13 protein-coding genes and 3 tRNA genes are annotated in these 15,382 nt (G+C 62.6%); 14 read left to right on the top strand and 2 right to left on the bottom strand.

From position 1 onward, the window contains the following. Positions 1–40 precede the first annotated feature (40 nt). A complete protein-coding gene (locus HMPREF9237_RS07475) occupies positions 41–478 on the bottom strand; it encodes a metallopeptidase family protein (RefSeq protein WP_039898916.1) in 438 nt (145 codons plus the stop codon). 36 nt (positions 479–514) lie between these two features. On the opposite strand from HMPREF9237_RS07475, the gene HMPREF9237_RS07470 reads away from it, so the two are divergent. From HMPREF9237_RS07470 to HMPREF9237_RS07410, 13 genes are all read left to right on the top strand, one after another. Beyond that, a complete protein-coding gene (locus HMPREF9237_RS07470) occupies positions 515–904 on the top strand; it encodes a DUF3499 domain-containing protein (RefSeq protein WP_016443135.1) in 390 nt (129 codons plus the stop codon). Positions 905–1,053: 149 nt separating this feature from the next. Then, the gene (gene mtrA, locus HMPREF9237_RS07465; protein ID WP_016443134.1) at positions 1,054–1,737 is read left to right on the top strand and encodes an MtrAB system response regulator MtrA; all 684 of its coding nucleotides are present in this window, start codon (positions 1,054–1,056) and stop codon (positions 1,735–1,737) included. Continuing rightward, the gene (gene mtrB / locus HMPREF9237_RS07460) at positions 1,734–3,608 is read left to right on the top strand and encodes an MtrAB system histidine kinase MtrB (protein WP_231366717.1); all 1,875 of its coding nucleotides are present in this window, start codon (positions 1,734–1,736) and stop codon (positions 3,606–3,608) included. The genes mtrA and mtrB overlap by 4 nt, the downstream gene beginning before the upstream one ends. Continuing rightward, positions 3,605–5,326 carry an LpqB family beta-propeller domain-containing protein gene (locus HMPREF9237_RS07455; RefSeq protein ID WP_016443132.1) on the top strand — a complete coding sequence of 574 codons (1,722 nt, stop codon included), beginning with the start codon at positions 3,605–3,607 and terminating at the stop codon, positions 5,324–5,326. Before mtrB ends, HMPREF9237_RS07455 begins: the two co-directional genes overlap by 4 nt. 150 nt (positions 5,327–5,476) lie before the next feature. Continuing rightward, entirely contained in the window at positions 5,477–6,442 is a 966-nt protein-coding gene (locus HMPREF9237_RS07450; RefSeq protein ID WP_039898913.1) for a ComF family protein, read from the top strand. 187 nt (positions 6,443–6,629) lie between these two features. Then, positions 6,630–7,283, top strand: coding sequence for a ribosome hibernation-promoting factor, HPF/YfiA family (gene hpf, locus HMPREF9237_RS07445; protein WP_016443130.1), 654 nt, complete (start codon positions 6,630–6,632; stop codon positions 7,281–7,283). A 904-nt stretch (positions 7,284–8,187) separates the two neighbouring features. Then, positions 8,188–9,609, top strand: a complete 1,422-nt coding sequence (locus HMPREF9237_RS07440; RefSeq protein ID WP_016443129.1) for an FAD-dependent oxidoreductase — start codon at positions 8,188–8,190, stop codon at positions 9,607–9,609. 45 nt (positions 9,610–9,654) lie between these two features. Further along, a complete protein-coding gene (locus tag HMPREF9237_RS07435) occupies positions 9,655–10,704 on the top strand; it encodes a lipoate--protein ligase family protein (RefSeq protein WP_016443128.1) in 1,050 nt (349 codons plus the stop codon). Positions 10,705–10,930: 226 nt separating this feature from the next. Further along, positions 10,931–11,012: transfer RNA gene (locus HMPREF9237_RS07430), tRNA-Tyr, on the top strand. A 97-nt stretch (positions 11,013–11,109) separates the two neighbouring features. Beyond that, a tRNA-Thr gene (locus HMPREF9237_RS07425) sits at positions 11,110–11,182 on the top strand. A 27-nt stretch (positions 11,183–11,209) separates the two neighbouring features. Then, positions 11,210–11,283: transfer RNA gene (locus HMPREF9237_RS07420), tRNA-Met, on the top strand. Between the two features lie 39 nt (positions 11,284–11,322). After that, on the top strand, positions 11,323–11,493 hold the full coding sequence (rpmG, locus tag HMPREF9237_RS07415; RefSeq protein WP_016443127.1) for a 50S ribosomal protein L33: 171 nt from the start codon (positions 11,323–11,325) through the stop codon (positions 11,491–11,493). 170 nt (positions 11,494–11,663) lie between these two features. Continuing rightward, the gene (locus HMPREF9237_RS07410; protein WP_016443126.1) at positions 11,664–12,830 is read left to right on the top strand and encodes a UDP-N-acetylmuramate dehydrogenase; all 1,167 of its coding nucleotides are present in this window, start codon (positions 11,664–11,666) and stop codon (positions 12,828–12,830) included. Here HMPREF9237_RS07410 and HMPREF9237_RS07405 read toward each other — a convergent pair. Continuing rightward, positions 12,827–13,846 carry an adenosine deaminase gene (locus HMPREF9237_RS07405; RefSeq protein ID WP_039899137.1) on the bottom strand — a complete coding sequence of 340 codons (1,020 nt, stop codon included), beginning with the start codon at positions 13,844–13,846 and terminating at the stop codon, positions 12,827–12,829. The genes HMPREF9237_RS07410 and HMPREF9237_RS07405 overlap by 4 nt on opposite strands. 172 nt (positions 13,847–14,018) lie before the next feature. Here HMPREF9237_RS07405 and HMPREF9237_RS07400 point away from each other — a divergent pair, with 172 nt between their 5' ends. Beyond that, entirely contained in the window at positions 14,019–15,323 is a 1,305-nt protein-coding gene (locus tag HMPREF9237_RS07400) for a phosphotransferase (RefSeq protein WP_016443124.1), read from the top strand. Positions 15,324–15,382: the final 59 nt, after the last annotated feature.

Below are 15,382 nucleotides of genomic sequence, written 5' to 3'. Positions count from 1 at the left end.
CGCGCACGCGGGCCGCAGCTGCGGCGTCGTACCAGAAAAACTAAAAACCGCGCCGCAAAAAATCGATGTCCTCGGGGTGGCGGGAAATCGCCGCCGCGAGCTGTTCGGTGACGATATCGTGAATCACAATACGCGGGAAAGGGCTGGCCATCGCGGTACGCATCATCGGCATCCGGTAAAACAGCAGCCGGGCCCGCACCGCGCCGCCGCGCTCGAAAGGCAGCAGGCGCGCCAGGGGAACCCCGTCCTCCCAAGGCGAAGGATCGGAGGCCGGAACATCCATGACCGCGAAATCAAGATCGCGCATTTCTTCCCCGAAATGGGCGCGGTAGGTGGCTAGTTCGGAGGCGATAATATCGTCGAATTTATCTGCCCGGGTGCGCCAGGCCGGCAGGGTATAGGGGAGCACCGGTCCTTGAATTCCCCGTCCGTGCCGATCACGGCGGCGGGGGCGAGGCGTGGAAGGAAAAGTGTCCATACCCCAAGGTTACACGGGCGTGCTAACGTCTAAGGCGTGAGTCCGTTGAGAAAGTGTTCCCGCACCACGTGCCAGCAGCCGGCCGTTGCCACGTTGACCTACCAGTACGCGGAAGCAACCGCCGTGATCGGGCCGCTCTCACCGGTGGCTTCCCCGGGCACCTTTGACCTGTGCGAAGCGCACGCCGAATCGGTGACCGTCCCGCGCGGTTGGCAGATGATCCGCCTGCGCACCGAATTTGAGCCGGCACCGCCCTCGGATACCGATCTCATGGCGCTCGCGGATGCCATCCGCGAAACCGCCACCCGCCAGCCACCCGAACCTGCCCGCGCTACCCGGAAGGTGAGCCGCCCCTCCGATGTGGCGGTGCGTCCGCGCCTGAGCGTGGTGCGTAGCGAGGAAACGGAAACGCCGGAAGATAACTAGAGGTACGACGACGCCTCTTCGGCTCCGCGCCCAGTCCGCACACGTTATGCCCGCCCCGTGCGCCTTGCGCTTCGTGGCCGCCGCGCTCACCGCGCACGCTATTCGCGCATTTTTCTGCACGATTGGCACGAACGTGAGAAAATGGCGCTATGACTATGCGCGTTCTTGTGGTCGATGACGATCCCGGTATCTCTGAAATGGTGGCGATCCTGCTGGAATCGGAAGGATACGCCGTGACGGTGTGTGCCACCGGCACCAATGCTCTGCCTATTTTCCGGGCGGAAACACCGGATATTGTGCTCTTGGATGTCATGCTGCCCGGAATGAGCGGGGTGGAGGTCGCCCGCCAGCTGCGTGAAGAAAGCGATGTCCCCATCATTATGATGAGTGCCCTTACCGATTCGGTGGACGTGGTGGCCGGCCTGGAAGCCGGGGCGGATGATTACGTCACCAAGCCTTTTGAGAACTCGGTGCTGCTGGCCCGCATTAAGGCGCGACTGCGGCGCACCGAACCGGAAGTGGAAACGCTGCGGGTTGCCGATCTGGTGATCGACCCGCGCGCCCACCAGGTCACGCGTAACGGGGAAGATCTTCACCTGACCCCCCTCGAATTTGAGCTGCTCACCACCCTGGCGCGCAAGCCCTACCAGGTATTCTCCCGCGAAGAACTCCTCGAGCAGGTATGGGGCTACCGCCACGATTCCACCGACACCCGCCTCGTTAACGTGCATATTCAGCGCCTGCGCTCCAAGGTGGAAAAGGACCCGGATAATCCCGAGGTGGTTATTACCGTGCGCGGGGTGGGCTACCGGGCGGGGGCAACCCAGGAGTGAGTCAATTTTCGCGGCGCGGCTATATTCATCGCAGCCTCGGGAGCATGGGGCGCGGCGCGCTCACCTCATTTTCGCAATCCTGGCGCACCTCTCTCAACGCGCGAGTGGTTTCCGCGATTGTGGCTATCGGGGTGCTCACGAGTATCGTGACCGCGGTTATTGTTGCTAACCAAACGCGTTCGCAACTTTATGACCGCGCCGTCAGCGCTGCCACCGAGCAATTTTACGGCGCCCGCTCCCAAGCCCAATATGTTTTTGACTCGGCCAATGCCCAAACCTCCGGCGCGGTTCAGGAAATTGCGAACGCGCAGGTGCGCTCCCAATTTGAACCGATCCGCGGGGTGGTGGGCACGGCCCTCATCCGCTCGCCAGGGCAGAATACCGGTAATTACCTGGTAGCTGATGTGGGGGCTCCCACTCCGGCAACTGTCATGGATGTGCTTACCCCCGAATTGCGGGAGGCCGTGCAAGAATCCTCCAGCCCGCAATGGCAGGCAGTGGCTATTGCGAAGGGGGAGGAATACACCCTCCCCGGGATTCTTATCGGTGCGACCGTGCGCCTTCCCAATGCCGGCATGTATGAGTTTTATACGCTCTATTCTCTGGAAAACGAAGAGGTGACGGTGGCGCAGGTTTCCCGGGTGCTTATGCTCGCCACTGTCGCGCTTCTTACCATCGTGGCGGTGGCCACCGGTGTACTCGTTAATGTGGTCTTGAAGCCGGTGCGAGCCGCGGCGGAAAACGCCCGCCAGCTGGCCGGGGGCGCTTTTGATGTGCGGATGGATGATCGCGGGGAAGACGAATTAGCCCAGCTTGGCTCCGCTTTCAACCAGATGGCAGAATCCCTCCAGGATCAATTCACCCGCCTCGAACGGCTCTCCCAGGTGCAGCAGAATTTCGTATCCGCGGTGTCTCATGAATTGCGCACCCCGGTCACCACCATCAGGATGGCCGGCCAGCTCATCTACGATAAGCGTTCCGAACTTCCCTCCAGCCTGCGGCGTTCGGCTGAACTCCAGCATTCCCAACTTATTTCTCTGGACACCATGCTCTCCGATCTCTTGGAGATTTCCCGCTTCGATGCGGGTTCGATGGTGCTGGAAACCAGCAAAATCGACGTCGTAGAAATTGTGCGGCGCGTGATCATCTCCCAGGCGCCCCTCATCGAAGCGAACAGGGTGCCCGTCACGCTCTCCGCGCGCGGGGAAACCGTGGCCAGCGTGGACTCGCGCCGTATCGAACGTATCGTGCGCAACCTCGTGGTGAACGCGGTGGAACATGCCGAAGGCGGGCCCGTTAAAGTGCGGGTGGTTGGTTCGGATACCGCGGTGGCGGTGGAAGTATCCGATCGCGGTATTGGTCTGAGCCCCGAGCAGGCCTCCCACGTTTTCGACCGTTTCTGGCGTGCCGATACTTCCCGGGTGCGAAAATCGGGAGGAACCGGCTTGGGCCTGACCATCACCCGCGAAGACGCCCTGCTCCACGAAGGGCGCCTGCAAGCTACCGGCGAATTGGGGGTGGGATCTACCTTCCTCCTCACCGTGCCCCGTACCCAGAAAGCGGCCTTCACCCCGCCGCTGCCCCTGCGGGTGGCTGCCGCGGAAGATTGGGAGGACAGCGAGGATATTCCCATTGAGATCGTGCGCGCGGATACCACCGGGTCCCTGCCCGCGGTGGGTACCACCGGCACGATTCCAGCTATTCGCGCAATGGCGGTAGCGCCCGCGGACGCAAGCAGCGGGGCCGCTGCGGCGGCGTCGCCCAAACCTGCGGCGCCGGGTACTGCCGTTTCCGGTACGACGACGCACACCCCAAGCGCGCCCACCGGCACAGCAGCGCCCACCGGTTCTGCGGGGAAGGAGGACGCATGAACGCGCACGTGCTGAAGAAACCCGGGCTGGGACGTGCCCTCGCGGTGCTGCTCAGCGTGATGATCCTAGCGTTGGCCGGATGCGGGCGACTGCCGCGTTCCGGGCCGGTCAATGAGGCGAGCGTGCCACCCACCGAAGAAGCTGTTTTCGGCCTCACCCCGGCCGGCCCGGCTACCGGTGCTTCACCCGAAGAAGTGATCCGCGGTTTCCTGCTGGCCGGGAGCAGCGGGGCGGGCGATGATTACGCTACCGCCCGCCAATTCCTCACCAAAGAAGCCGGCCGCACCTGGAATCCGCGTTCCCAGGTGCGCGTGTACCCGAACTCCCAAAACATTTCCCCCACCCAACGAGAGGACGGCACCTATGTTATTTCGGTGACCGCGCAGGGGACCGTGGATACCGGTGGGCGCTACACCGAGGCCTCCACGGACGCCATTCACTCCACCACTTTCAAACTGGATCGTAATGCCAGCGGTGAATGGCGCATCGCCGAATTGGAAGACGGCGTCATGATGACCGATAGCCTCTTCGCCTCCATGTACGTGCGTACCCCGCTCTATTTCATCGGTCCCGGCTCGGATACCATGGTTCCCGATCTGCGTTTCTACCCGCGGATGACCTTTATTTCTTCCACGATTGCCGGGCTGCTGGCCGGGCCCTCGCCCTGGCTTGCCGATGCGGTCCATTCGGAAATTCCCACTACTTTGCGCATGGCCTCCAGCCCGAAGCTGGAAAGCGGGGTGCTGACTCTGGATGTCACAGCGGAAATCTCCACCCTCAGCCGGGAATCCCAGGCGCGCGCCGTGCAGCAGATCCAGCGCTCCTTTACCGGCCAGAGCGTGGTACCGGTGCATTCGGTGAATATTACGGTGTCGGGTGAGCCGCTGGATCCCATCGCCATCGCGGATCTGCCCACGTATCCGTACGGGGCTTATGACCTCACCGTGTTGGAGAACAACCGGCCCTACAAGGTGGAAGAAGGCAAGACCCGCCCGGTGTTTGCCAGCGGGGTCTTCGACGATATTCACGTGGCGCGTATGGCCGGGAACTATTCCGATTCGGTGGCCTCCTACGCACTGCTCACCGCGCAGCGCGATGCCCTGGTGCGGGTGGGAAGCGATGGTTTCCAGCCCTTCACGATGGTCCGCGGGGAGCGCCTGGTGGAGCCCTCCTACGACTACTGGGGCTGGGTGTGGACGTCCGAAACTGATAATAAGGGTGTAGTGCTGGCCGCTGCTGATGACGGCCGGGTGCGTGAATTGACCGCGCCTTTCCTCAAGGGCGCGCGGATCCGGGAAGTTCGGGCTTCACGCGAAGGCGCGCGTCTGCTGATTGTGGCGCAGGTGGGGGATACCGTGCAGATGCTCATTGCTCCCATCCAGCGCGATGCCCGCCACGAGCCGACAGCTCTCGGAGATCCGCTAGAGGTGGGGCAGCGCCTGGCGGATGTGAGCTCGGTGGCCTGGATTTCCAGTACGGATATCGCGGTGCTCGGGCGCGCTACCGCCGGTACAGATCCGCTGATTTTCGCGGTGCGGGTGGGCGGACCCATGGAACGCCTCAACGTCACGCCCTATCCCGGTTCGGTGCGGCTGACTGCCGGGCGCGGGGAGCAATCGATCGTGGTCCTTACCGACCAGCAGGTTGTTGCTACTCGCGATGGCGGGGCGTGGCGGCCGGTCGCGACCGGCGTTACGGATATCGTGCTGCCGGGGTAGCCGGGGTAGCCGGGGTAGCCGGGGTAGCCGGGGTAGCCGGGGTAGCTGCGCCGTTCGGGGAGCTGTCCACAAGTTTCCCAAACGCCGTGCTTATCCACAGGCTGCTTGCGAGTGGATGCGTTCCCGGGAAAGGTGCGGCACGCTGAAACCATGTTTGTTGGTACGACGCCGCAGCTGCCCCCGCGCGTCCTCTCCGCCCATCACGGAGGCGCTTCTCTAGGCGCAGCTCACACCGGTGGCGGCTTGTTTGCCCGCGGTGGCGGAGCCGGTGCCGGTGCGTTGCGCTCCTGGGCCGGTGCCCTGGGTGACCTCATCTTTCCGCGCTGGTGTGCCGGATGCGGGGCCTGGGATGCCACCCTGTGCCCGGCCTGCACCCGGGAGGTAGCCGGCAGGTGGCGCGGTGGGGAAGGCCGCGCCCCGGCCCTCATGCAGATCCTCCCCGATGGTCGTGAAGAAGCCCTCTTCCCGGTTTTCGCCCTGGGGGAATACGTCGGAGTGCGCCGGCAAGCACTCCTCACCTGGAAACATGGGAACGACGCCGCACTCACCGCACGCTTCGCCACTCTTTTTGCGCAGCGCTGCCGGCAGCTCGCCCCGCTCTGGGAAGGCACGGCGCTCAGTGTTATTCCCGCGCCCTCGGGAGCGGCGCGCCACCGGGCCGGGCGTTTCATCGCCGGGCACCTGGCGCAGGCCGCGGCGCGGGGGCTAGGTGCCGGGGGTGTAGATGCCCACGCCGCGCCCGTCCTTCTCAGCGGAGAAAATCGGGGCGGTGGGCTGCTCGGCACGCTACCGGCGCAGCTCCTGGCGCGAGTGATATACGTGGCGGAAGAAAAACGTGCCCGGGCTGGAAAACGCCACCTTGCCGGGCAGCGTGAACGTGCCGCTAAAGGCCGTGGAATCCGGATACGTCCTGGTATCACCATTCCCAGGCGGGTTCTCCTCATCGATGATGTCCTGACCACCGGTTCTACGCTGGCTGGTTGTGCCCGCGCCATCGGGCAGGCGGGTGGGAAGGTGGTCGCGGCCTTGGTCCTAGCCCTGGCTCCGGATCCGCGTCCAGCGAACTCGCACACAGCGTTATCGCTGCTCCAACCCTTTCCGAATGTTGTGAACTGAACTACACTTAATGCCAAGAAATAACGGTGCCGGTAGTGCTAGCTGGTAAAACGAGCAATGGTGAACGTTGTACCAGCCGCGTGCCGGGTGACCCAGGATAGGGGGTGGTGCCTCTCTTATCCGCGTGAGAAGCGGGCATTTTTTTCAGCGGGCCGCGCGCCCGCCACTACATCCCAAGGAGGACACCGTGGAGATTATCGTCAAGGGTAGGAACACTGAAGTTTCGGACCGTTTCCGCAATCACATCGAAGAAAAAATTGCGAAGGTGGAACAGTTCGCTCCGCGCGCTCAGCGCGTTGAGGTAGAGGTGTCAAAGGAAAAGAACCCCGCCCAAGCGGATAACTCGAAAGTTATCGAAATCACGGTTATTGATAAGGGCCCGGTTATTCGGGCTGAGGCCTCAGCTGCTGATCAGTACAGCGCCCTCGATCTAGCATCCGGAAAGCTTTTTGAGCGGCTGCGCCGCTCGCGTGATCGCCGCAAGTCCCATCGGCGCGTGGTTGAGAAGGTAGGAGAACCGCTCACGCTCACCGCGGAGGAGCTTGCGGCAGAAGCCCAGGCGGAGTCAATGCCCGAAGTAGAAGTGGAAGCAGCGCATCCCACCCGCCCCGAAACTACCGGGGAAGCGGTAGAAACCCAGCTGGGGGATTCCCCGGTTGTGGTGCGCGATAAGCTCTACGAAGCCAATCCCATGTCCGTGGACCAAGCTCTCTACGAAATGGAAATGGTGGGCCACCCCTTCTACCTCTTCATCGACGAAGAAACGAAGCAACCGTGCGCGGTCTACCTGCGCCACGGCTGGACCTACGGGATTATTCGTCTCGACACCACGGTGCAGTAAATCCTGCACCCCGGTGTGGCCCGTGCCGCGCCTCCCGTACTGAGTAGTGGGATAGTAGTGGACTATCAAACGGGCCAAAGCCACGAATACACACCAAGGCGAGGGACCGAGCACCATGCCCGGTCCCTCGCCCTATGCCCGCTCCCTCGCCTTATTTCCCGGATCGTAACTGACCATGCGCAGCTGCCTCCGAAAACAAAGTGCGCGCAAGAGCACCGTTCTGGGTCGAATTCGTGTCTCTAATGCGCACTTGACGGAGGCCACGGTTCGAAACGCGCACTTCGGGGCAGAGAGACCGTGCCTGCTAACAAAATGTACCTGGGTGACAGTTTTTCTGCGGTTTAATGTCCGTGGCGTACATTATGTGCCCCTAACAGTCCGAAATGCACATTTGGCTGCCTTGACGCTTGAGAATGACTCACTCTACCTACCTTGCCCGGCGGGAGATGGGGTGTTTTTCCGAGGTGTACTTCGCGTGTACGACATCTGCACTACAGCTCGGAAAACATACAGTACCCCGGCAGATGCTCGTGTGATTATTGGGGTTTGTGAAGCCGGTGAGATTCGCTCGGACCGGTTACCGCTGCTGCCGGAGATCAAAGCGCAACGGCAACTACATTAAGAAATTGTTTTGATGTCGTCAGGTTGCGTCGTGTGGGGCCCGCTGTCCTGAGGTTGCTTTTTAGGAGCCGCGATGTCGAGGTGTTGCTTTTTGAGCGCCTCGGCAGAACTGACCGCCTATTCATCGGGCCGGATAACAAAGTGGTACTGGAGCTACAGTTACCGCCCGGTTTCCTGTCGTGCAGTACCACTCTGTAAGGCCAGATGTTCTCCGGTACTGCCCTGCCCGCCGTGCGCACGGCTCGCTAAGATAGGGGAGGTGAACGCAGAAGGAGAGTTAGCCGTGACACATGCATCCCCCGCCCCGGAGCACGCCGCACAGGAACGCCCCTATCGGGTAGCGGTCATCGGCGCGGGACCGGCCGGGATTTACGCCTCGGATATCCTCAGCAAATCCGATATCCCGGTCAGCATTGACCTTTTCGATAAGCTGCCCACCCCCTACGGCTTGGTCCGCTACGGGGTTGCGCCTGACCACCCGCGCATCGGCTCGATTATCAAAGCCCTCCATGCCATTCTCAAACGGGGCGATATTCGCTTCCTCGGGAATGTGAAAATCGGGGAAGACGTCCACATGTCCGAAATTCACGAGTTTTACGATGCCGTCGTCGTCGCCACCGGTGCCGATCAATCCGTACCGCTGGAAGTCCCGGGCGCTGATCTTCCGGAAGTATACGGGGCTGCGGATTTCGTTTCCTGGTACGACGGCCATCCCGATGTACCGCGCGCCTGGCCCCTCAATGCCCGCAATGTCGCGGTGATCGGAGTGGGGAATGTGGCCCTCGATATCTCCCGCATCCTCGTTCGTTCCGCGGATGACCTGCGTGCCCACACCGATATTCCCGAGAATGTGGAGCGCGGGCTGCGCTCCAACCCCGTTGAACACGTGCATATCTTTGGGCGGCGCGGCCCGGCCCAGGTGAAGTTCACCCCGCTTGAGCTGCGCGAATTGAGCGAAGTGGCCGGGGTGGATATCCAGGTGTACCCCGAAGATTTCCAATACGATGCCGGCTCCCAAGAGGCTCTTGATTCCTCGAAGATGACCCGTCAGGTGGTGGATCTTCTCACGGATTGGGTCTTCAACGATCCGGATGAGATGACCGCCCCGCGCCGAATCCACATCCATCTCATGCAGGCCCCGGTAGAAATCCTTGGCACGGACCACGTGACCGGGATCCGTATGGAACGCACCCAGCTTCAGGGGGACGGTACCGTGACCGGCACCGGCGAAACCGTGGATTACCCGGTGGAAGCGGTCTACAGCGCCATCGGTTACGCTTCCGAGCCATTGGACGGCCTGCCTTGGGATCCTATCCATCGGGTTATCCCGAATGTGGAAGGTCGCATCGTCACCGACACAGGGGAGACTATCCCCGGCTACTACGTGACCGGGTGGATCAAACGCGGTCCCGTTGGCCTGATCGGCTCCACCAAATCCGATGCGCGCCAAACCATTCGCCACCTCGTTGCCGACGCTCAAGCCGGAATCGCGCGTGCCACCGGGGATGGCTCGGGTGGGCGCGGGCTCCTCGACCTCCTGACCGAACGTGGTGTGAAATGGACCACGTGGGAAGGGTGGGAGCTCCTGGAAGCTTTCGAGGAAAACTTCGGGGCCCAGCAGGGGCGTGCCCGGGTCAAGGTGGTCAATCGTGACACAATGACCGCGATTTCGCGTGGGGAGTCGCACGACGGCGCGCTCCTCTAACCATCCACTTATCCCTCACCATCCGTGACAGAAAGAAGAACGCTTATGCACGGCGAATACAAGGAACTCGGCCAGAAAATGGCGATTGTTGACCTCGATGTGGTCGATAACAAACTCGCGAATGTTCGCCTCTCCGGCGATTTCTTCATCGAACCGGATAGCGCGTTGTGGCGCATCACCGAAGCGATTGAAGGGCTGGAGGCCGATGCCTCCGCGGAGGATATTGCCCAGGCGGTCGAGGCGGCGGTGCTCCCCACCGATAATCTCTTCGGGCTGAGCCCACGCGGGGTTGCGGTGGCGGTACGCCGCGCCGTAGGCCACGCCCTGGCCTGGGAAGATATCGATTTTGAGATTCTCCACACCCCGGTTATCCACCCCGTTCTCAATATGACCATGGATGAAACCCTCCCCGAAGCGGTGGCCCGCGGGGAACACAAGCCCTTCTTGCGCATCTGGGAATGGGACCGCCCCCTCGTGGTTATGGGTTCCTACCAGTCCTATTCCAATGAGATCAACCAGGACGGGGTGGACCGCCACGGCATCACGGTCGGGCGGCGCATTACCGGCGGGGGCACCATGTTCATGGAGCCGGGTAATTGCATCACGTATTCGCTGGTGGTACCAACCGCGCTCGTGGATGGGATGTCTTTCCTGGAGTCCTATCCGTTCCTGGATGCCTGGGTCATCGAGGCCCTCGCGCGGGTGGGGGTGAAAGCCCACTACGTGCCTCTCAACGACATCGCTTCCGACCGTGGCAAAATCGGCGGAGCAGCCCAGAAACACTTCGCTACCGGCTATATGGTGCACCATGTCACCCTCGCGTATGACATCGACGCGGACAAGATGATGGACGTGCTCAATATGGGCAGCGCGGGCAAGAAGAATCGTGGGCACCGCTCCGCGAACAAACGCGTGGATCCCATGAAGAGCCAGACCGGGATGGCGCGCGACGCCATTATCGAGGTATTCAAGGACGTTTTCACCCAGAAGTACGGAGCGAGCCGGGGTGAGATCACCGCGGAAGACCTGCGCGTGGCCAAGGAACGTTACGAGGCGAAATTCTCAACGCCCGAATGGATTCACCGCCTGCCCTAAAGCCCGGTTGCGGCTCGTCTGTTCGCGCTATTGAGGGTGCGGTACGACGGCGCAGCTAGCGGTCCACGAGCCTGCCGGCAGTCTAAGGAGTGGTGGTGGCCACGTTCCCGTCTCAAAAGTTGACAGTAACTTTCCTCCCTGGGTAATCTCATCTGGTGCCTTACGGAAGGGCGGTGACTCAGCCTTTCTTCCGCGGGGTGAAAAATACTTCTTCGGAAGTCATATTGGCGGGTTTCCCGAGCGGCCAAAGGGACCTGACTGTAAATCAGATGCGTTACGCTTCGTAGGTTCGAATCCTACACCCGCCACGAAATGTCGAAATGGTTGATCTGTTTCACATTTCTCTTACGCTTGGTTTTTCAGCGTGAATCGAGTAAACTTGGTACTCGTTGCGAAATCGGCATCGCCCCGATAGCTCAGTCGGCAGAGCGTCTCCATGGTAAGGAGAAGGTCAAGAGTTCGATTCTCTTTCGGGGCTCCGTTGCCGCCTCATGCGGTGACATGAGGCGGGGTAGCTCAGATGGTCAGAGCGCACGACTCATAATCGTGAGGTCGCGGGTTCAATCCCCGCCCCCGCTACTGACTACCAGTAGGGCACAACCTTGAGGAGAAAAAGGAATGGCTAGCAAGTCTGCTGACGTGCGTCCCAAGATCACCCTCGCCTGCGAGGTGTGCAAGGAACGCAATTACATCACGAAGAAGAACCGCCGCAACGATCCGGATCGTCTGCAGCTGAAGAAGTACTGCTCGCGGTGCAACGCCTCCACGAACCATCGCGAAACCCGCTAAAGCGCGGTAGCGTGGTGGTATCTCACCGGGTTTAGCCCGGTTGGGGTGCATAGCTCAAGGGAAGCCTGACTGGCTTCCCTTTTTGCTTTTCTGGCGGCCCCGGTCGCGCCGTCGTTCCATCAACGCGCGCACCGCATGCGCCGTCGTCGCTAAAGCCGTAGGCTAGAACAATGAGCTGTATTCTTCCCGAACCTCCCGAACCGCATCACGTGAGCGCGCCGGTCCTCTCCACCCGGGCTCGCAGCGGTGCAAGCACCCTCGCCGAACTCACCACCATCGGCGTGGGTGGTACTTTCACCGAACTCGTGGAAGCCACCACCGAAACCGAAGTGGTGGATACCGTGCGTCGCGCGGACGCGGCCGGCACCCCGCTCCTCATGATTGGGGGCGGCTCAAATATCCTCCCCGCCGACAGTCATTTTGACGGGATCGTGCTGCGTGATATGCGCTCCGGAATCGTGCTGGACTCGCTGGGCAGTTGCGAAGGCGCGAATTTCTCCGTGCTACCGGGAACCCCGTGGGATGACCTTGTAGTCCACGCGATTTCCCAGGACTGGGGCGGTTTTGAGGCGCTTTCTGGCATTCCTGGGAGTGTGGGGGCGGCACCGGTGCAAAATATTGGGGCCTACGGGCAGGAAGTCGCCGCGACCCTCGCGCGTCTCAAGGTCTATGACCGGCGTGAAGAACGCATCCGCACCCTGTTTCTCGCGGATATGCGCCTGGGGTATCGCACCTCGATCCTCAAGGAAACCATTGGGGAATACGGACCCAGCCCTCGTTATATCGTCCTTGAGGTGACTTTCCAAACCAAGCTGTCCAATGTGTCCGATCCCATCGGCTACGCGCAGCTGGCCCGCCACCTCGGGGTGGAGCTCGGGGCGCGGGTGCCCTCAGAAACGGTGCGGGAGGCGGTGCTGGAGCTGCGGGGTAGCAAAGGCATGGTCCTCAATAATGCCGACCGCGATACGTATTCGTGCGGTTCTTTCTTCACCAACCCGGTACTCACCACCGCGCAAGCGCAGCGGTTGCCGGAGGACGCCCCGCGTTACGAGGTACACGACGCCGCGCACGCAACCCTGAGCGGAGGCGCTCCGGTGGTTGATGGGCTGGTCAAAACCTCTGCCGCGTGGTTGATTGAGCATGCCGGGTTCACCCGCGGTTACGGGCACGGTCCGGCTCGGCTCTCCTCCAAGCACACCCTGGCGCTCACCAATGGCGGGGGAGCTACCGGGTCTCAGCTACGCGCCCTCGCCCGGGAAATTCAGGCGGGGGTGAAAGAAGCTTTCGGGGTGGTTCTCCATCCCGAACCGGTCGTGCTCGGCGGCTTGGACGCTTAGTTGTCTGCCTCCAGCCACGCATCAACTTCCGCGAGCCAGGCGCGCTTCGAGGAAGCGGAAGCGAAGGAGGCCCGGATGGAGCGGCGGGCCAACTCTGCCAGTTCAGAATCGGAAAAACCCTGGCGGCGCGCGATATCGTACTGGTCGTTGAGGCGGGCCAGGAAGAGTAGCGGGTCATCGGCACCCAGAGCGATGAGCGCCCCAGCATCAAACAGCGTGCGCAGGGGAACGTCCTCATTTTCACGGAACACCCCGAGCGACACATTCGAGGCGGGGCAGACCTCCAGCGCGATCCCGCGCTCCACAATCTCAGCAACGAGGTCGCGATCCTCGGCGGCTCGCACCCCGTGGCCGAGTCTGTCTGGATTCAGGTGCGTGATGACTTCGCGCAGATGCTCAGGGCCGAGTAATTCCCCGCCGTGGGGGACGGAACGCAGGCCGGCCCTCCTGGCGATGCGGAAAGCTGCCTCAAATTCCGCGGTGCGCCCGCGCCGCTCATCATTGGAGAGCCCGAAACCTACCACGTCACCGGGAGCGTCCCCGGCGTAGCGGGCGGCGAGGCGCGCTAAGGTGCGGGCATCAAGGGGATGACGGGTGCGTGATGCCGCCACGATGACCCCCACCTCAACACCGGTCTCCCGGGTGGCTGCTTTCGCTTCGTCTAAAACAATCTCGAGGGCCGGGGTAATACCACCAACGTAAGGGGCGTAGGAGGTCGGGTCGATTTGGATTTCCAGGCGGCGGGAGCCTTCGGCACGGTCGGCTCGGGCCGCTTCGCGTACGATACGCCGCATTGCTTCTTCGGATCGCACGACGGCGCGCGCAGCATCGTAGGCGCGTTGGAAACGGAACCACCCACGCTGGTCCGCGGGCACCTGCATCGCCACGTTATCGGTGAGGTTTTCGGGCAGGCGCACGCCGGCACTGCGGGCCATATCCACGAGGCTGGGGACGCTCAGCGAGCCGGTGAAGTGCACATGCACGTGGGCTTTGGGGAGGGCAGCAAGGTTACGCACCCCTCCATCTTCCCACGCCAGCGGCACGCGTGAGGTGCGGGCACCCGCAGCGTGGCGCGCGCCGGCCGTGCCGAGTCGTGCCTGGTCGTGATCGGTCGCGCCGGGCGGGTAGCGTGCCGGCGGGCCGCGCGCCCGCATTGTGCCACCGGGGTGGATGCGGCACTATTGTTCTATGGCTGCATCTTCGGAAAGCGCTGATTTAGCGCTGCTGACCGGCCCGGACGCCGGGTCGATGCTCGCCACCGCACTTCCAGCTTGGCAGCTCCAATCCTGGGCGGTCCACCGCGTCAATCACCGCCCCGGGGCCGGCGTGACGGTGAGCTACACCGTGACCGCGCGCGCCCGCGGAGAAGGTGGGCGCCCCACCGGCAGTCCGCGAGAAAAATATGTTTGTGCCTCCACCGCGCAGCTCTCTCAAACCTTCACCCCTACCCTCGTTCGTCTGACCCACCGGGATACCGCCGTCTGGGTGTGGGAATACCCCCATGACCCGGAGCTTCCCGCCTTGCCGCTGGCCGTCACCCCGAGCCGGATATCTGGATTTTTGGGAGAAAAAGTTACGGTCGAACTCAAGAGCTACCGGCCCACCAGGCGCGCCGTCGTCAAAGTTACTACCCGGGGCGGTGGAACTGCTTTCGCAAAAGTGCTGCGCCCACCCGCAGCGCAATCCTTGGCTAAACGCCATCGCATGCTAGGGGAATCCGGGGTTCTTGCCCCGCGGGTGGTGCGCGAAGACCCGAGTGGCCTCGTTCTTATTTCCACCCTCCCGGGCGAGCCACTGGCCAATTGGTTGGCGCGCGGGCTGGGGGAGCACAGCGTCGCGCTTTTCAATACCCTCTGGAATCTCCAAGAAAGCCTGCCAGCCGCGGCCGTCCACCTCACCCACCGGCCTGCCTGGGCGGATCGGGTGGGCCACTACGCGCACGCCGCCGCGGTCGCGCTCCCCGGTATCGCAGCTCGAGCCCACGCGGTGGCCAGCGGCGTGACGCAGATGATGGCCAGCCTTGATCCCGGACCCATCGTGCCCGTGCACGGAGACTTCTACGAAGCCAATATTTTTGTGCAGCGTGGTCCATCCGCGCCCGCAGCCGCGCACACCTTTACCTCCACCTCTACCCCCACGGGGTGGATCGCCGGGGTTATTGATGTCGATTCCCTCGGTCCGGGATACCGCGCCGATGACTGGGCCTGCCTGCTCGGGCATATGAGCGTGCTGCCCCACCTGGCCCCGGCAGCCTATCCGCACCTGCGTTCCATTCTGGGGCAGTGGTGCGCGTTACTTGAACAGCGTTTACCTGCCGCACCCGTATACGCGCGCGCTGCCGGAGTGACCCTCTCCCTCGTTGCCGGGGCCGTGCGCACCGACGGCACCCGCTGGGAACACGATGCCCTCGGGCGGCTACGCGAGGCCGAACACTGGCTCTCCCGGGCTCGCTACCTGGCCGGATACGGAGGAAATGCGTACTCGCGCGGTTAGCATGCGCACCTGATTTCCCCGAAGGTCGGAGGGCGACGTCGTCGTTAAAACACCGAATT

The organism is Actinotignum schaalii FB123-CNA-2 (genome assembly GCF_000411135.1).
Lineage (GTDB): Bacteria > Actinomycetota > Actinomycetes > Actinomycetales > Actinomycetaceae > Actinotignum > Actinotignum schaalii_A.
The sequence above is the reverse complement of the archived record's forward strand: the minus strand, read 5'-3'. Positions and strand labels throughout refer to the sequence as shown.